The sequence below is a fragment of the Microbulbifer sp. SAOS-129_SWC genome (assembly GCF_039696035.1).
Taxonomy (GTDB): Bacteria; Pseudomonadota; Gammaproteobacteria; order Pseudomonadales; family Cellvibrionaceae; genus Microbulbifer.
The window spans coordinates 3,699,231-3,713,799 of record NZ_CP155567.1 but is presented as its reverse complement, the minus strand read 5'-3'; the positions used below and the strand labels follow the sequence as shown (position 1 = coordinate 3,713,799).

The following is a 14,569-nucleotide window of genomic DNA, read 5'->3' as shown; positions in this document are numbered from 1 at the left end:
ATGCCGCGGGCACTCCTATTTCCATTTGATATTGCAACCCATGGATGGAATCTGCCTGTCAGCGGGGGTGTGGCTGGCGAGGATGGCATCGGCAGCTGCGCGCAGATCTGCACCGCTGACCGCTACGTTATTGCCGGGGCGGCTGTCATCAAACTGGCCGCGGTAGGCGAGGTTGCCGGCGGCATCAAACAGGAAAAAGTCCGGCGTGCAGGTCGCGTCGAATGCCTGTGCCACTTGCTGGCTTTCGTCCAGCAGGTAGGGAAAGCGGTAGCCGCGTGCGGCGATCTCGTCACGCATTTTCGCCGGGCTGTCTTCCGGGTAGCTGGTGAAGTCGTTGCTGTTGATGGCGACGATGCCGAGACCGGCGGCGAGGTATTGCTCGGCGAATTCTGTCAGACCCGCGGCGATATGCTTCACGAACGGGCAGTGGTTGCAGATAAACATCACCAGCAGCGGCTTGCCGGCAAACTGTTCGCTGGAAACAGGTTCGCCATTGGCATCGGGCAGGGAGAATTCCGGCAGGGGGCTGCCGAGCGGAATCATTGCCGAGGGTGTGAGGGCCATGCTGTCTCCGTCGTCTGGTTATCCTGACCGCGAGGATAGCAACAGGAGAGAGCTTGTTGTAGAGGCACAAAAAGCCCGGCTAAATGCCGCAATGCTGTTCACTGAGTAGCGCTTTCTGCGAAGGTGCCGGTGCCGGGTATAGCTTTGTGAGACCTTCACCGGCAGGGATGCCGGTGGAGAGCCCCCAGGGATGGGTTTACGGCGTGTCTCACAAAGCTATGCCCGGTAGCGGCGCCGCCACCAGCGCCCTTAAGTGAACGGCATTACGCGCAAGCGGGCTTCTTTGTCTCAGGTCTTGAGCTTCTTGTACTGCATGCGGTGCGGCGTGGCCTCTTCCCCTTTGCGCGCCACGAAGTCCTCGTGGTACTCGGTGTAGTTGCCCTCGAAGAACACCGCATCGCTCTCGCCTTCGTAGGCGAGGATATGGGTGGCGACCCGGTCCAGAAACCAGCGGTCGTGCGAAATCACCAGGGCGCAGCCGGGGAAGTTCAGCAGCGCTTCTTCCAGCGCGCGCAGGGTCTCGATGTCCAGGTCGTTGGACGGTTCGTCCAGCAGCAGCACATTGGCACCCTGTTTCAGGGTGTAGGCCAGGTGCAGGCGGCCGCGCTCACCGCCGGACAGCTCGCCGACGCGCTTCTGCTGGTCACCGCCCTTGAAGTTGAAACGGCCGACGTAATTGCGCGAGCCCACTTCATAGTTGTTGATCTTGAGCATGTCGTGGCCGTCGGAGATGGCCTCCCACACGGTCTTGTTGTCGTCCAGGTTTTCGCGGCCCTGTTCGACGTAGGCCACCTGTACCGTCTCGCCGACCTTGATGTCGCCGGAATCCGGCTGCTCGGTGCCGTTGATCATGCGGAACAGTGTCGATTTACCCGCGCCGTTGCCGCCGACGATACCGACGATGGCGCCATTGGGGACACGGAAGGACAGGTCGTCGATCAGCAAGCGGTCGCCGAAGCCCTTGGAAACGCCGTTGAACTCGATCACATTGTCACCGAGGCGCTCGCCCGGCGGAATGTAGATCTCGTTGGTCTCGTTGCGGGCCTGGAAGTCCTGCGACTGCATCTCTTCCAGGCGGGCCAGACGCGCCTTGTTCTTGGACTGGCGGCCCTTGGGATTCTGGCGCGCCCACTCCAGTTCCTTCTGCATGGCTTTCTGGCGCGCCTGCTCACCGCGCTGTTCCTGCTCCAGGCGCTTCTCTTTCTGCTCCAGCCAGGTGGTGTAGTTGCCCTCCCACGGAATGCCGTGGCCGCGGTCCAGCTCCAGGATCCAGCCGGCGACATTGTCGAGGAAGTAGCGGTCGTGGGTGATGGCCACCACGGTACCGTCGAAGTCGTGCAGGAAGCGCTCCAGCCAGTAGACACTCTCGGCGTCGAGGTGGTTGGTGGGCTCGTCCAGCAGCAGCATGTCCGGGCGCGACAGCAGCAGGCGGCACAGGGCCACGCGGCGCTTCTCACCGCCGGACAGGTTGTTTACATCGGCATCCCAGGGCGGCAGACGCAGGGCGTCGGCGGCCACTTCCAGGCGGTGCTCCAGATTGTGGGCGTCCCAGGCCTGGATAATGTCTTCGAACTGCTGCTGCTTTCTCGCCAGATCGTCGAAATCGGCGTCCGGATCGGCGTAGTCGGCGTAGACCTGGTCGAGGCCGGCCAGCGCGTCGATGGCCTCGCGCACACCGTCCTCGACATTGCCGCGCACGGTCTTGGACGGGTCCAGCTGCGGTTCCTGCGGCAGGTAGCCCACCTTGATGCCCGGCATCGCGCGGGCTTCGCCGTTATAGTCCTGGTCGACGCCGGCCATGATGCGCAGCAGCGTGGACTTGCCGGCGCCGTTCAGGCCCAGCACGCCGATCTTGGCGCCGGGGAAGAAGGACAGGGAGATGTCCTTGAGGATTTCGCGTTTGGGCGGTACCACCTTGCCCACCCGGTTCATGGTGTATACGTATTCGGCCATTCAGGGTTCCAGTGAGAATCGGTCAGAATTTGCGCGCAACTTATCAGTTTGCCGGAAAAGTGCAACCGGCCACAGTGCTGCGCATCGAGAGTCGCCCGCAACCCGGGCGAGCACCAGGTTCGCCCCTGCGGAAGCCGCCTGGCGCTCTTTTCGCCCTCTGTGCCCAATATACCTGGTAAGCGTGTTGGTGGGGGTAACCAGGGGCCGCCGTGGGCGCGGCTGACGCCCGCGCGGATCTGTGTTTAACTGCAGCGCAACAGAAGTAGCCGGAACCCGTATTGCAATGGAACAAAATCCTCCCGTGCTGTTCGAGCGTCGCGGTGCTGTTGCCACCGCCACGTTGAACCTGCCCAAGGCGCTGAACGCGCTGAATCTGGAGATGATCGAGCTGCTGTCACAGCAGCTCGACGAATGGGAAACCGATGACAGTGTCGCCTGTGTCTGGATCGACGGCAGTGGCGACCGGGCGTTCTGCGCCGGTGGCGACGTGGTGGCGCTGTACCGGGCATCCGCCGCTTACGGCGAGACCCCCGACTACGCTTTCACGACGGATTTCTTCTCGCGTGAATACCGCCTCGATTACCGGATTCACACCTACTCCAAACCGATCGTGGTGTGGGGCAGTGGCATCGTCATGGGCGGCGGTATCGGCATTATGGCCGGGGCCAGCCACCGTATCGTGACCGAGACCACGCGCATGGCGATGCCGGAAGTCACCATCGGCCTGTTTCCCGATGTCGGCGGTAGCTGGTTCCTGAACCGCATGCCGGGCCGCCTGGGCCTGTTTCTGGGGCTGACCGGGGCCCAGTTCAACGGCAGCGACGCCCTGTTCGCGGGCATGGCGGACCGCATGCTGCCCGCCGAGCGACGCGAATCGGCGCTGATGACGCTGGCCTCGCTGGAGTTCTTCGCCGACAGCGCGCGCAACCACCGCCAGGTCAGCGACTGCCTGAAGCGGCTGGAACTCCCGCGCGAGCAGCGGCCCGAGGCGAACCTGCGCGCGCACTACGAGCAGATTCAGGAGTTGACCGACTTCGCCAGCCTGCCGCAGGTATACCAGTCGATCACCGCTTATCAGGGCGACGACCAGTGGCTGCAGAAGGCCGCTGCCACCCTGGCCGCGGGCTCACCGCTGACGCCCTGGATTGTCTGGGAGCAGCTTGCGCGCGGCCGCCACCTGGCGCTGGCGGAGGTGTTCCGCATGGAGCTGGCGCTGGCGGTCAATCTCTGTGCCAGCGGCTATCTGAAGGAGGGCGTGCGCGCACTGCTGATCGACAAGGACCGCAATCCGCACTGGCAGGCCAAACTCGAAGAGATTGATACGGCCCAGGTGGCGGCGTGCTTCGACGCGCCCTGGGCGGAGAATCCGCTGGCGGATCTATAGCGCACGTCCCCGCGTACAGGGGGTGGGCCGGGAAAACGAATAATAATCAACAGGGAGTCAACCCGATGGAAAAAGTAGCCTTTCTGGGCCTCGGCAATATGGGCGGGCCTATGGCCGCGAATCTGGTCAAGGCGGGGTATTCGGTCACCGCCTTCGACCCGGCCGCAGCGGCACTGGAGCAGGCGGTGAAGAATGGCTGCAGCGCCGCGGCGAGTGCCGCCGAAGCGGCCAAGGGTGCCGATGTGGTGCTCTCGATGCTGCCCAGCGGCGCGCTGGTCAAGGAACTCTATCTCGGCGCCCGCGGCCTGCTGCAGGCGCTGGACCGGGATACCCTGGTGATCGACAGCTCCACCATCGCCGCCAACGACGCCCGTCAGGTGATTGCCGCGGCCGGCGAGCGCGGAATCCGCGCTATCGACGCACCGGTCTCCGGCGGCACCGCCGCGGCCGCGGCCGGTACCCTGTCATTCATGTGCGGCGGTGAGGCGGATGCGGTGGATGCGGCGCGGCCTGTTCTCGAAGCAATGGGGGCGAATATCTTCCACGCCGGTCCCGCCGGCGCCGGCCAGGTGGCCAAGATCTGCAACAACATGCTGCTGGCGATCCATATGATCGGTACCGCCGAAGCCTTGCAGCTGGGCGTGGACAACGGCCTCGACCCGACGGTGTTGTCGGACATCATGAAGGCCAGCTCCGGCGGCAACTGGTCGCTGGAGAAGTACAATCCCTATCCCGGGGTGATGGATGGCGTACCCGCGTCGCGCGGCTACACCGGCGGCTTTGCCGTGGCGCTGATGCTGAAAGACCTGGGCCTGGCGATGGATACCGCGGCCGGCAGCGCGTCCTCTACACCGCTGGGGGCGCTGGCGAAGAACCTCTACCAGCTGCACGGTGGCGACGACAAAAACCAGCGGCTGGATTTTTCCAGCATCCAGAACCTGTTCCGCCGCCCAGCAGGAGACTGAGCGGCGCGGTTTACGAATCGGGCGCGCTGCGGCGGAAAGCCCTGACCTGCCGGTTGTTGTCGCGGCGGTCGACAATCTGGCCACTGTAGTTGCCGCTGTCTCCGGCGGCGCTCAGCATCCAGATTTCCAGCGCCTGCGGATCGTCGCTGCGCCGCTGCTCGATCAGTTTGCCGTCGTAGAACAGACAGGCCTCGAAGCGCGCCGGGGCCTGTTCGACTAACTCGCTCATGGTTCCTCTCCCGCTGTAATCAACCCGACAAGCCTGTGCGGATGCGCGAATCCACCGGTATCTCAACCGCTGTAGCGGTGCCGATTCCAGCTTACGGCGGGGTGGCACTGCGGACTTGATCTGTATCAAGCGCCATGGCGCCGGCTGCGATTAATCTCTGCGCATCAGCAGAGGTAATCGAGCATGGCACAAACCACCGAGGGCGCGGGGCTTTCCGCGAAATTGTTATCCCGCTACGCCGGGCCCTGTCCCCGTTATACGTCCTATCCCACCGCGGACCGCTTCGCGCCCCTGGGCGATGCCGAGCCGTGGCGCGGGCTGGCAGAGGCGCGCAGTCTGTCGCTCTATATACACATCCCGTTCTGCCGCTCGCTGTGTTATTTCTGTGCCTGCAACAAGGTGATCACCCAGCAGTACGGGCTGGCTGCCAGCTATCTGGAGCAGGTGCTGCAGGAGGCGCGCTGGTACCGCCAGCGGGTGCAGGCGCCGGTGGTACAGCTGCACCTGGGCGGCGGCACGCCGACATTTCTCAGTGACGCCGACTTGCGCCGCCTGATCGGGGAACTGGGGCAGATCTTCGATCTGCGCGGCGGTGACGCCGCCGAGTACAGTATCGAGGCCGACCCGCGCGGGCTGGACGTCGATACCCTGGATACGTTGCGCGCGCTGGGCTTCAACCGTCTCAGCCTCGGCATCCAGGATTTCAACGGCGCGGTGCAGCATGCCGTCAATCGCGTCTGCAGTGCGGAGTCGGTGGCGCAGTTGACCGAGGCGGCGCGCGCGCGCGGCTTCACTTCCATCTCTTACGATCTGATTTACGGGCTGCCGCAGCAGACGGTTGCCAGCCTCGAGCGCACGCTGGAGCGGGTGCTGGAGCTGGCGCCCGATCGCATCGCGCTGTACCACTACGCGCACCTGCCGCACCGTTTCAAGGCGCAGCGCTTGATCGACACGGACCGGATCCCGGCCCCGCAGGAGACGATCGCCATGCAGCTCGCCGCGGTGTCGCGCCTGGTCGGCGCGGGCTATGAGTTCCTGGGCATGGATCACTTCGCCCGCCCCGGCGACGCGCTGGCAGTCGCCGCCCGCGCCGGCCGGCTGGCGCGCAACTTCCAGGGCTACACGCTGATGCCGGCGGATGCCCTGGTGGGGCTCGGTGCCTCGGCCATCAGCTACAGCGGCGATGGCTACTGGCAGAATGCGCATCGCCTGAAGGACTACGCCGCGGCTATCGCCGCGCGGGGCACGGCGGTCAATCGCGGCTGGCTGCTCGACGACGACGACCGCCTGCGCCAGTGGCTCATCGCGGAGTTGATGTGCCGCCTGCGGCTCGACAAGGGCGAGTTTGCACGCCGCGCCGGCCGCCCGTTCGACGACTATTTCCACGCCGAGCGCGGCCGTCTGCAGCCGCTGCTGGCCGATGGGCTGCTGGTCGAAGATGCCACAAGCCTGAATGTCACCGAGCGCGGCCGCTGGTTCCTGCGCAATGCCGCCGCCGCTTTCGATCGCTATCTCCACGGTGCGCCGAGCGGGGCGCGCTATTCCCGTGTGCTGTGAAGGGTGTACTATCAAGCAGCATAAACTCAGTGTTTCGGGGGATGGGTTGATGATGGCGGATTCTCAGGTAGTCGAGCAGGCCGGAGAAAAGGCGGAAGAAAAGCCAGCGGTCAGTTGCGGCAGCTGTTCGGTGCGGCGCCTGTGCCTGCCCGCCGGCCTGTCGCAGCCGGATATCGACCGGCTGGAGCAGATCACCCGGCGCAAGAAGGTGGTGCGCGCCGGCGAAACCCTGTTTCATGTCGGCGATGCGTTCGACAATCTCTACGCGATCCGCTCCGGCAGTTTCAAGTCGGCGGTGATCGCCGCCGACGGCGATACCCAGGTGACCCATTTTGCCCTGCCTGGCGAATTGCTCGGCCTGGACGCCTACAGCAGCAGAACCCACCCCGGTTACGCCGAGGCGCTGGAAGACAGCAGTGTCTGCGTACTGCCATTCTCCCTGCTGGAGATACTGGCGCAGCAGGTGCCGGCGTTGCAGCAACAGATTTACAGTATTTTTTCCGAAGAGCTGAAGCAGGAAAACGAGATTCTGTTGCTGCTGGGCAAGCGCTCTGCGGACACGCGCCTGGCGGCACTATTGATCAATATCTCCAGCCGTTACGCGCGCCGCGGTTATTCCCCCAACCGGTTTGTGCTGTCCATGCCGCGCACCGATATCGCCAATTACCTGGGGCTCACCGCGGAGACTGTCAGCCGCCTGTTTTCCCGCTTCCAGAAGGAACAGCTGATCCGCGTCAGCGGGCGCGAGGTCGAGATCCTCGACCTCATCGGCCTCAGCGAACTGGCCGGTACCCACTGCAGCTACGACAGCTGACCCCTACCGTTCGCGCGGGGCGGTCACTGGTAGGGCGGGAAGGTCGGATACTGCCACAGGCCCGCGTCTCCGGTTTTGTCCGCCGCTTCTGTCTCCATTTGCGATAGCCACTCCAGCGCTTCGTCCGCGTCCTGGAAGTAGCGCACCTCGCCGGCAACGAACCAGTTGGCGATGCGCGCCGCGGTTTTCTGCCATTTCTCGTCGCCGAGCAGCGCAACCCGTGAGAATTCGCTGCCGTGCTTCAGTCCCAGCTTGAAGTCGTCCCAGGCCGCACGCAATTCCCAGCCGTCGAACTCCCGCACATCCATCAGCGCCCTGACCCGCGGCGCCTTCACTTCGCGCAGGGCGAAATCGATCAGCGGGGTGATCTGCCGGTAGTCGTCGTGCGTGAGGCGGCCGACGGCCTTGAAATAGAGGTAAAACTCATTGCCGACCCGCTCGACACCGATGGAAATACCGTGGCGGTTGCCCTGGCTCATAGCGTTCTCCTTGTTACTGAATCCGCCGGGCGGAGCGGTGCGCAGAAGTGGTTTATCGGCCCGGGCGGGAAAATGGTTGATTGCGCACCGCGTTGTTGCGCTCAGGCGATGGCGGCCACCGGGCTGCCGGATTCCACCAGAGATGCGTGAATTGCTTCGTACATGCGCTTCACCCCGGGATTGAACAGGGCATCCCGCTGCAGTTGCAGGCGCGCCTCAATGGCGGCCCAGTCGGCGGCGCTCAGGTGTTTTTCCATCAGCGGGAAGACCGTGCAGTTTTCCCGTTGCATATGCTCGCGCTGCAGCTGCAGGTAATGCCGGGCGGCATCGAGCAGCTTTTCGCGCACGACGGCGGCGTCGTTGGCTACGGCGTAAAAGAGTTTGTTCAAGTGCCGCGTGGCGGCGGCGATGCGGCGGTGTTCCGCCTGGGTGGCAATGACCGCGTCGCGATTGGGAATGGGCTTGTCCAGCAGTCGCTCGAACACCAGGTCTTCCACCGGGTGATGCCAGCGATCCGGGTAAACCGAGATGTAGTCGAGGGCGTCGAGGATCAGGCTCAGGGTAGCGGGGTCGCGTTCGCGGCGCCCCAATTCAAACAGCAGTCGCTCGAAGGCGTCGAGCAATTGCTGCATGTGTTTGTGGTCGCGGCAGAGCTGCCGGTAGATACGGTGCATTGCCCACCTCCTTTCTCTTTTCCGATATCACCATGGTGCCGGGACCGGAGTTCGTCGACTTGACCTGGATCAAGTCCGCGGAGGTTGTTGGCGGCTGTGATAACGGCAGTATCGGTGCGCAAGCCGGAGGGCGAAGGTGGGGGCAGCGGGGCCGGCCGGCCCCGCTCGATTGGCGCCGTGCGGTGGCTCAGAAATAGTAATCTTCCAGATCGATTTTCTGCCAGTCGTAGACCAGCTCGCTGCCATCGGCAGTCACCAGGCTGACCTTTTGCGGCGCGAGGCACGGCGACCAGTCGACCTTGTTCAGGTCGACCATCTCGGCGTCGCCACCGACTTTCACCACGGCGTCCTGCCAGACCTGGGCGCACTGTGACGGCACCTCACCCTTGACCTGCAGTTCACGGCCCAGGTACTGGCGGTAGTGCAGCTGGGGCATGGCGTTGAGGTGGTATTTGGTCTTGGTGCCCTGCAGGTAGTATTTGCCGTCGGACTGTACGACGGTACCGCTGACGGTGATTTGCTGCGCGGCCTGGTTGGCGGCGCAGGCGCTGAGCATAAGGATGGCAATCAGTGTGATGGCAGAACGCATGTCGGCTCCCTTTTTGTTAGTCATTATGGTCCATTGCCGGTGCGCTTTGGCGCCAGCTGGCGCCGGCGACAACTGGCAGCACCACACTAGCGCCGGGTGATTAAAGTGCGGTGACAGATTTATGGCAGTGGAATCCGGCACCGGCGATGGACTGACGGGTCGCCGGAACCAATCTGCGACCGGGGCGGTCGGAGGGTGCCCGGCGGCGGCTACCACTCACTAGTGTGACTCGGGTAACGGTTCCGGGGGAATAAAGGCGGCTAGAATCCGCGCAATTATTTACAGCAGCAATATTGGGGGTTACCAATGCGTAATATTGTCAAAGGCCTCGCCGCACTGGCGCTGGTCGGTTCTTCCGCGGCCTATGCCGAGGGCGGCTACTGGGGTGGCACCATCGGCATGATGGACATCGATATGCGGGGTGTCGACAACCCGATCAATGTGGGGCTGCGCGGCGGTTACGTCCTGCCGTCCGGCTGGGGCTTCGAGGGCGAGTACACCACCTCCCTGGTCAGCGGCAGCGCCGATGCCCTCAATGGCGGCAGCAGCAACGACGTGGATATCCAGACTATCGCCGGATATGGCACCTACCGCTCCTTCGGCGACATCTACTTCAAGGGCCGCGCGGGCATCCTGCACGAGAGCGTCGACGCCGGCTGGCGCAGCGCCGATGATACCGGTGTCTCGCTCGGCGCCGGTGTCGGTATCAACTACGGCCCCAACACCAATTTTGAGCTGGAATACACCATGATCGAGCAGGATGTCGGTTTCTGGTCCGGCACCATGACCCTGACTTTCTGATCCCCCTCCCCGCGGCGCGGTCGTCCTGACCGCGCCGTCATAGCCGCGCAGAGCCGATTTGCTTGGTGTACAATGCGCGCCTTTCTATAGTTCAGCTGGCTATAGTTGCACCCTATCTCTACATCAGCCCGCATTACCGAGGGAACACCATGTTTGATTCATCCGTCACGCTTGCCTCTTACGATCCGGACCTCTGGGAAGCCATCCAGGACGAAGATCGCCGTCAGGAAGAGCATATCGAGCTGATCGCTTCCGAAAACTACACCAGCCCGATGGTGATGGAAGCCCAGGGCTCGAGCCTGACCAACAAGTACGCGGAAGGCTATCCGGGCAAGCGTTACTACGGCGGCTGTGAATATGTAGACAAGGTGGAAGTGCTGGCCATCGAGCGCGCCAAGCAGCTGTTCGGCGCCGATTACGCCAACGTGCAGCCGCATTCCGGTTCCCAGGCCAACTCTGCGGTTTACATGGCCCTGTGCGCCCCGGGCGACACCGTGCTGGGCATGAGCCTGGCCCACGGCGGCCACCTGACCCACGGTGCACGCGTCAACTTCTCCGGCAAGATCTACAACGCGGTGCAGTACGGCCTGAACCCGGAAACCGGCGAGGTCGACTACGAGGAAGTAGAGCGCCTGGCGCTGGAGCACAAGCCGAAGATGATTGTGGCCGGCTTCTCCGCCTACAGCCGCGTGATGGACTGGGCCCGTTTCCGTGAGATCGCGGATAAAGTGGGCGCTTACCTGTTCGTTGACATGGCCCACGTGGCCGGCCTGGTGGCCGCGGGTGAATACCCGTCACCGATCCCCCACGCCGACGTGGTGACCTCCACCACCCACAAGACCCTGCGCGGCCCGCGCGGCGGTATCATTCTGGCCAAGGCCAACGAAGAGATCGAGAAGAAGCTCAACAGCGCGGTATTCCCGGGCGGCCAGGGCGGCCCGCTGATGCACGTGATCGCGGCCAAAGCCGTCTCCTTCAAGGAAGCCATGAGCCCCGAGTACAAGGCTTACCAGAAGAAGGTTGTGGAGAACGCCCGCGCCATGGCCGAGACCTTCCTCGACCGCGGTATCAATATCGTGTCCGGCGGCACCGACGACCACCTGATGCTGGTGGACCTGATCGGCAAGGAGTACACCGGTAAGGATGCGGATGAAGCCCTCGGCAACGCCAATATCACCGTCAACAAGAACGCCGTGCCCAACGATCCGCGCTCGCCGTTCATCACCAGCGGCCTGCGCGTCGGCACTCCGGCGATCACCACCCGCGGTTTCGGCGTCGCCGAGACCCAGCAGCTGACCCACTGGATCTGCGACGTGCTGGACGCCCTGGAAAAGGGCGACGCCGAGGCGACGATCAAGGACGTGAAGCAGAAAGTGCTGGATATCTGCGCGAAATTCCCGGTGTACAAGGACTGAGTGGATTGCGGAACTGGTTCTCAAAAGCGGCTCTTCTGAGCCGCTTTTTTTATGCCTGTCGGTTTTTCCGCGCAGCTTATCCCTTGACCCGTGAGTCGCCGCGTTAAATCTGGTTTAATAGGCGCCCTTAGAAAATCCGAATAAAAATTCAATTTATGCCGGCGCTGGCCGGTATCTTGCAGCGCAGGGAGGCGTTGTTGCGGTTTCCGGCGCCAGCGGGCGCGGAAGCGGCATTTGATTGTGGGCTCCAAGCGGTGACCGGAGCCTCCGCCATCCGGTACGGCGGGACGCCGGTCCCGGTGGTGTTCAGTCCATTCCGCAGCCCGTGGCTGCGACAGGGGGAAGCATGCGCACCACTTATATTGTTCTGGGCGCTCTGTTGCTGGTGACCGGCCTTGTGCAGGAAGCCGCGGCAGAGGAGCTGAATTTCGCCAACTGGTCTCACTATATTGGCAAGGACACCCTGGCCAACTTCGAGAAAGAGACCGGGATCACCGTCAACTACTTCGAGTTCGATGACATCGAGGAACTCGAGCACCAGTGGATCGACGAAGGGCGGCAGTTTGATGTCATCGTGCCCAGTGCGGAAAACCTGCCCGGTTATATCGCCGGCGGCATGCTCGCCAAGCTGGATCGCAGCCGCTTGCCCGGCTGGTCACACAACGACCCGCAGTTTATGCAGCGCCTGCAGCACTCGGATCCCGGCAACGCATACGCCTTTCCCTACCTCTGGGGCACCGTGGGTATCGGCTACAACGTGCAGGCGGTACGCAAGGCCTTCGGCGGCAAGCTGCCAGAGGACAGCTGGGACCTGCTTTTTGACCCGGACAACCTGTCCAAGCTGGCGCACTGCGGCGTGACCCTGCTGCGCTCGCCGGAGGAAATCTACGACGTGGGCCTCAAGTACCTAGGCAAAAAGCCGGGCAGTATGAAAACCGCGTCCCAGCTGATGGTGGCCAACCTGCTGGCCAAGGTGCGCCTCTACGTCACCGATTTCGACTCCGGCCACTATGTGGAAGATCTGGCCAGCGGCAAGCATTGCATGGTGCATGGCTGGAACGGGGATATCCTGCAGGCCCAGCAGCAGGCGCGCAAAGCCGGCAAACCGTTCGAGATCCGCTATATCATGCCGAAAGAGGGCTTCCCGCTGTGGATCGATACCGTGGCTATGCCCGCCAACGCCCCGCACAAGGACGCCGCCTACAAGCTGATGGAATACCTATTGCGCCCGAAGGTGATTGCCGAAATCAGCAACGAGACCCAGTTTGCCAATGCCAACACCGAAGCGCGCCAGTATGTCGATGAGACCCTGCGCGCCAACCCCATCGTCTACCCCGACCCGCAGGCGCTGGGCAACACCTGGAGCCCCGAGGCCACCGACCCCGGTGTGCTGGCGCTGAGGCACAAGCTCTGGGACCGCATCGTCGAACGCAAGGCGCTGTAACCGCGCGGCGCTGGTGTGGCCCCGGGCGCGCCGCGATGGCGCCCCGGGGCTCCGCTTGTGGTAGACTGCGGCCCGTTTTCCAACCCCCAGGGCCGATTTTCCCATGCACTGTCCTTTCTGCAGCGCGGACGAAACCAAGGTCGTCGATTCCCGCCTGGTGGCGGAGGGCGACCAGGTGCGTCGCCGGCGCGAGTGCCTTGAGTGCCACGAGCGCTTTACCACCTTCGAAACCGCCGAGCTGCTGCTGCCGCGGGTCATCAAGCAGAACGGCCAGCGCGAACCCTTCAATGAAGACAAGCTGCGCGCCGGAATGCAGCGCGCGGTAGAGAAACGCCCGGTCAGCACCGAACGGGTGGAGTCCGCCGTGTCCCAGATCAAGCACGCCCTGCAGGCCGCCGGCGAACGCGAGTTGCCCGCCCGCGCCATCGGCGAGCTGGTGATGGAGCAGCTGCGCGAGCTGGACAAGGTGGCCTATGTGCGCTTCGCCTCGGTCTACCGCCGCTTCGAGGATGTCAGCGAGTTCAGCGAAGAGATCGAGCGCCTGACCAGCAAGCGTCCGGAGACGCCCTGATGCAGACTCCCCAGGCCCTGATGGCGCGCGCGGTCCAGCTGGCCGAGCGCGGCCTCTACACCACCATGCCCAACCCCCGTGTCGGCTGTGTGATAGTTGATAGCGACGGCGCAATCGCCGGCGAGGGCTGGCACCGCCGCGCCGGTTTGCCCCACGCCGAGATCGAAGCCCTGAACGCCGCCGGCGCGCGCGCCCGCGGCGCCACTGTCTATGTGACCCTGGAACCGTGCAGCCATACCGGCCGCACCGGCCCCTGCGCCGACGCACTGATTCAGGCCGGCGTGGGCAAAGTGGTCTACGGTATGCAGGATCCGAACCCATCGGTCAGCGGCGATGGCCTGCGCAAACTGAAAGACGCCGGCATCGAAGTCGAGGGCCCGCTGCTGGAAGTGCAGTGCCGCGCGCTCAACCCGGGCTTTATCAAGCGCATGACGCTGGGCCTGCCGCTGGTGCGCAGCAAGTCGGCGATGAGCCTCGACGGCCGCACCGCCATGGCCAGCGGCGAATCCAAATGGGTCACCGGCCCCGCCGCGCGCGCCGATGTGCAGCGCCTGCGCGCGCGCAGCTGCGCGGTGATCACCGGCGTGGAAACGGTGCGCTTCGACAACCCCAACCTGAATGTGCGCGCCGACGAAATGGCGCTGGAACTGCTCGCCGCCGAGGACGCTGCCGGCGTGCAGCCGCTGCGCGTAATTGTTGACAGCAAACTGCGCACACCGTCGAAAGCCTTTATTTTGCAGGGGGACGCCCCCACATTGGTGGTCACGACCGAAGCTGCAGACGCCGCCCGGCGCGAGCGCCTGGAAAAAGCCGGCGCCGAGGTGGTTGCGCTGGCCGACGACGGTAACGGCCACGTCGACCTGCTGGCACTGCTGCAGGAGCTGGCCCGGCGCCAGTGCAACGAGGTGCTGGTGGAGAGCGGCGCGACCCTGTCCGGCGAGTTCCTCTACCGCGGCCATATCGACGAACTGATCGTCTATGTGGCGCCGAAACTGCTGGGCAGCACTGCGCGGCCGCTGTTCGAGCTGCCGATCGCACGCATGGGCTCAATGCTGCCGGTCACCATCACCGACATGCGCGCCGTCGGCCACGACTGGCGCATCACTGCCACGACGGATATCGAGAGATAG

At 63.9% G+C, this 14,569-nt stretch carries 15 protein-coding genes; 9 read left to right on the top strand and 6 right to left on the bottom strand.

Features of this window, described 5'->3' with window-relative positions; all coding sequences use genetic code 11:
- Positions 1-15: 15 nt before the first annotated feature.
- Positions 16-564 (bottom strand): thioredoxin family protein, encoded by a 549-nt coding sequence (locus tag ABDK11_RS16005; RefSeq protein WP_346837518.1) that lies wholly within the window; start codon positions 562-564, stop codon positions 16-18.
- 288 nt (positions 565-852) lie between these two features.
- On the bottom strand, positions 853-2,517 hold the full coding sequence (gene ettA / locus ABDK11_RS16000; protein WP_346837517.1) for an energy-dependent translational throttle protein EttA: 1,665 nt from the start codon (positions 2,515-2,517) through the stop codon (positions 853-855).
- Between the two features lie 283 nt (positions 2,518-2,800).
- On the opposite strand from ettA, the gene ABDK11_RS15995 reads away from it, so the two are divergent.
- On the top strand, positions 2,801-3,901 hold the full coding sequence (locus ABDK11_RS15995) for an enoyl-CoA hydratase/isomerase family protein (protein WP_346837516.1): 1,101 nt from the start codon (positions 2,801-2,803) through the stop codon (positions 3,899-3,901).
- Positions 3,902-3,966: 65 nt separating this feature from the next.
- A complete protein-coding gene (mmsB, locus tag ABDK11_RS15990) occupies positions 3,967-4,866 on the top strand; it encodes a 3-hydroxyisobutyrate dehydrogenase (RefSeq protein WP_346837515.1) in 900 nt (299 codons plus the stop codon).
- A 10-nt stretch (positions 4,867-4,876) separates the two neighbouring features.
- On the opposite strand, the gene ABDK11_RS15985 is transcribed toward mmsB, so the two are convergent.
- Positions 4,877-5,095, bottom strand: a complete 219-nt coding sequence (locus ABDK11_RS15985; protein ID WP_346837514.1) for a hypothetical protein — start codon at positions 5,093-5,095, stop codon at positions 4,877-4,879.
- 183 nt (positions 5,096-5,278) lie between these two features.
- On the opposite strand from ABDK11_RS15985, the gene hemN reads away from it, so the two are divergent.
- Entirely contained in the window at positions 5,279-6,652 is a 1,374-nt protein-coding gene (hemN, locus tag ABDK11_RS15980; RefSeq protein ID WP_346837513.1) for an oxygen-independent coproporphyrinogen III oxidase, read from the top strand.
- Positions 6,653-6,701: 49 nt separating this feature from the next.
- Positions 6,702-7,466: a fumarate/nitrate reduction transcriptional regulator Fnr gene (gene fnr / locus ABDK11_RS15975; protein ID WP_346837512.1), complete on the top strand. Its 765-nt coding sequence runs from the start codon at positions 6,702-6,704 to the stop codon at positions 7,464-7,466.
- A gap of 23 nt (positions 7,467-7,489) precedes the next feature.
- On the opposite strand, the gene ABDK11_RS15970 is transcribed toward fnr, so the two are convergent.
- From ABDK11_RS15970 to ABDK11_RS15960, 3 genes are all read right to left on the bottom strand, one after another.
- Positions 7,490-7,945: an STAS/SEC14 domain-containing protein gene (locus tag ABDK11_RS15970; RefSeq protein WP_346837511.1), complete on the bottom strand. Its 456-nt coding sequence runs from the start codon at positions 7,943-7,945 to the stop codon at positions 7,490-7,492.
- A gap of 101 nt (positions 7,946-8,046) precedes the next feature.
- Positions 8,047-8,619 carry a hemerythrin domain-containing protein gene (locus ABDK11_RS15965; RefSeq protein ID WP_346837510.1) on the bottom strand — a complete coding sequence of 191 codons (573 nt, stop codon included), beginning with the start codon at positions 8,617-8,619 and terminating at the stop codon, positions 8,047-8,049.
- Between the two features lie 187 nt (positions 8,620-8,806).
- Positions 8,807-9,208 carry a hypothetical protein gene (locus tag ABDK11_RS15960; protein WP_346837509.1) on the bottom strand — a complete coding sequence of 134 codons (402 nt, stop codon included), beginning with the start codon at positions 9,206-9,208 and terminating at the stop codon, positions 8,807-8,809.
- Positions 9,209-9,514: 306 nt separating this feature from the next.
- Between ABDK11_RS15960 and ABDK11_RS15955 the strand changes: the two genes are divergently transcribed.
- The 5 genes from ABDK11_RS15955 to ribD all read left to right on the top strand — a co-directional run bounded on the left by ABDK11_RS15955 (position 9,515) and on the right by ribD (position 14,569).
- On the top strand, positions 9,515-10,009 hold the full coding sequence (locus ABDK11_RS15955) for an outer membrane beta-barrel protein (RefSeq protein ID WP_346837508.1): 495 nt from the start codon (positions 9,515-9,517) through the stop codon (positions 10,007-10,009).
- Positions 10,010-10,158: 149 nt separating this feature from the next.
- Complete coding sequence (gene glyA / locus ABDK11_RS15950; protein ID WP_346837507.1) at positions 10,159-11,424, top strand: serine hydroxymethyltransferase; 1,266 nt, start codon at positions 10,159-10,161, stop codon at positions 11,422-11,424.
- A gap of 346 nt (positions 11,425-11,770) precedes the next feature.
- The gene (locus tag ABDK11_RS15945; protein WP_346837506.1) at positions 11,771-12,868 is read left to right on the top strand and encodes an extracellular solute-binding protein; all 1,098 of its coding nucleotides are present in this window, start codon (positions 11,771-11,773) and stop codon (positions 12,866-12,868) included.
- A 103-nt stretch (positions 12,869-12,971) separates the two neighbouring features.
- On the top strand, positions 12,972-13,439 hold the full coding sequence (gene nrdR / locus ABDK11_RS15940; RefSeq protein WP_346837505.1) for a transcriptional regulator NrdR: 468 nt from the start codon (positions 12,972-12,974) through the stop codon (positions 13,437-13,439).
- Positions 13,439-14,569: a bifunctional diaminohydroxyphosphoribosylaminopyrimidine deaminase/5-amino-6-(5-phosphoribosylamino)uracil reductase RibD gene (ribD, locus tag ABDK11_RS15935; RefSeq protein WP_346837504.1), complete on the top strand. Its 1,131-nt coding sequence runs from the start codon at positions 13,439-13,441 to the stop codon at positions 14,567-14,569. Before nrdR ends, ribD begins: the two co-directional genes overlap by 1 nt.